We start from the raw sequence: 1,662 nt of genomic DNA, 5'->3' as shown, positions 1-1,662 counted from the left end.
CCGGCGCGCGTCAAGGTAGTTGTCGCCTCATTCATGCAGCCAACTGCTGAATATCGTTGCACTCCGAATGCGCCCTGACGAAGGAGTCGCGCTCGGGGTTGAGAGTCACGGGGCCAACGGGCGACCAGTTGCGGGTCTTGCCGGACCATCTGGCCGGGTTCTGCTCCCGCGCATGGATGTACAGCGCGTGACGGGCAGCCAAGATGGCGTGATCGTCACCGGCATGTCGCTGCGCTGGGCTGACGTAGCGGATGCTGCTGTGCCGATGCTCGACGTTGTACCAACGCACGAAGCCGGCCGCCCAGGCGCGCGCCGCGTCAAGGTCGGCGAAACCCTTGGCGGGGAACTCCGGACGGTACTTGGCGGTGCGAAACAGCGACTCCGCGTAGGCGTTGTCGTCGCTCACACGAGGCCTGGAGTACGAGGGCTTGACGCCCAACCAGTTCAGCATCGCCAGCACCGTGGTGGCCTTGAGCGTGGAGCCGTTGTCGCCGTGCAGCACCGGCTTGTGGGTCAGCGCCGCGATGCCCTCGGCCAGTGCCGTACGCCGCACCAGATGAGCGGCATGCTCCGAGCTGTCGCTGTCATGCACCTCCCAGCCCACGATCTTGCGGCTGTACAAGTCCAGGATCAGGTACAGGTGAAACCACCGACCCAGCACGACAGCGGGCAGGTAGGTCATGTCCCAACACCAAACCTCTCGGGGTGCCGTGGCGATATGCGTGGTCGGCGGGCGCACCTGCCTGGGCGATTTGGCACGCCCGCGATGGGCGGCTTGCCCATGCTCGCGCAGCACGCGGGCGAAGCTGGACTCGCTGGCGATGTACACCCCCTCGTCGGCCAGCATGGGCACGATGCGCGCCGGCGGCACGGCGGCAAAGCGCGGCTCGTTGGCCACGTCCAGCAACCGTGCACGCTCATCCGGCCTCAAGGCATGGCCAGGTACAGGGCGCACCGCATCGGGCCTGCCATCGCCCGATACGAGGCCCGCGTGTGCCTTCCAGCGCTGCAGGGTGCGCTCATCAATGCCCGCAATGCCACAGGCCAGGCGCAGTCGTGCGCCGGCGCGGTGGGCCGTGTCGATGTCATGGGCCAAGCGGCGGCGATCTTCGAGGCCGATCATTCGTCCTCGCCTTTGCTGAAGATCGCCGCGACTTTTTTTGAAAGAACCAGCAAGGCTGCGGTCTCGGCCAGCGCCCGGTCTTTGCGCAGCAGGTCGCGCTCCAGCTCCTTGATGCGCTTCTTGTCTTGCCGCGTGGCTTGCGGGCTGGCCCGCGCCTCCTCGGGCTCGGCCAGCGCGGCAGTGGCGCTGGAGCGCCATTTGTCCAGCTCGGCCGGGTATACGCCGTGCTCACGACACCACGCGCTCTTGCCCGCCTCAGGCATCGCCGCCGTGGTAATCACGGCCTCCAGCCGCGCCGCCGCAGTCCAGGCCCGCCCGCGGGCGGGCCTGGACTGCGCGTCCTTTTGCCAGCGCTGCAGCGTGCCAACCCCAACACCCACCGTATGGGCCACTTCTTCCACCGCCGCGCTTTCAGGCGGCAACAACCGTGCTACTGCACGGTCCTTGAATGCTTGTCCGTATCGAGCCACTTCTATCCTTCATCGCCGTCCCCTGGGTTTTAGGTTCTATCGGGGCGACAACTATTGTGACGCGGGGGG

At 66.8% G+C, this 1,662-nt stretch carries 1 protein-coding gene; it reads right to left on the bottom strand.

What is annotated here, in order from left to right:
- Positions 1–31 precede the first annotated feature (31 nt).
- Positions 32–1,593 (bottom strand): IS3 family transposase gene (locus B7G52_RS23050; protein ID WP_096699985.1). Its coding sequence is split into 2 segments (ribosomal slippage): positions 32–1,155 and positions 1,155–1,593, totalling 1,563 coding nucleotides; the frame shifts between segments, so codons are not numbered across the junction.
- Positions 1,594–1,662: the final 69 nt, after the last annotated feature.

The sequence above is a fragment of the Polaromonas sp. AER18D-145 genome (genome assembly GCF_002379095.1).
Taxonomy (GTDB): Bacteria; Pseudomonadota; Gammaproteobacteria; order Burkholderiales; family Burkholderiaceae_C; genus Polaromonas.
The sequence above is the reverse complement of the archived record's forward strand: the minus strand, read 5'-3'. Positions and strand labels throughout refer to the sequence as shown.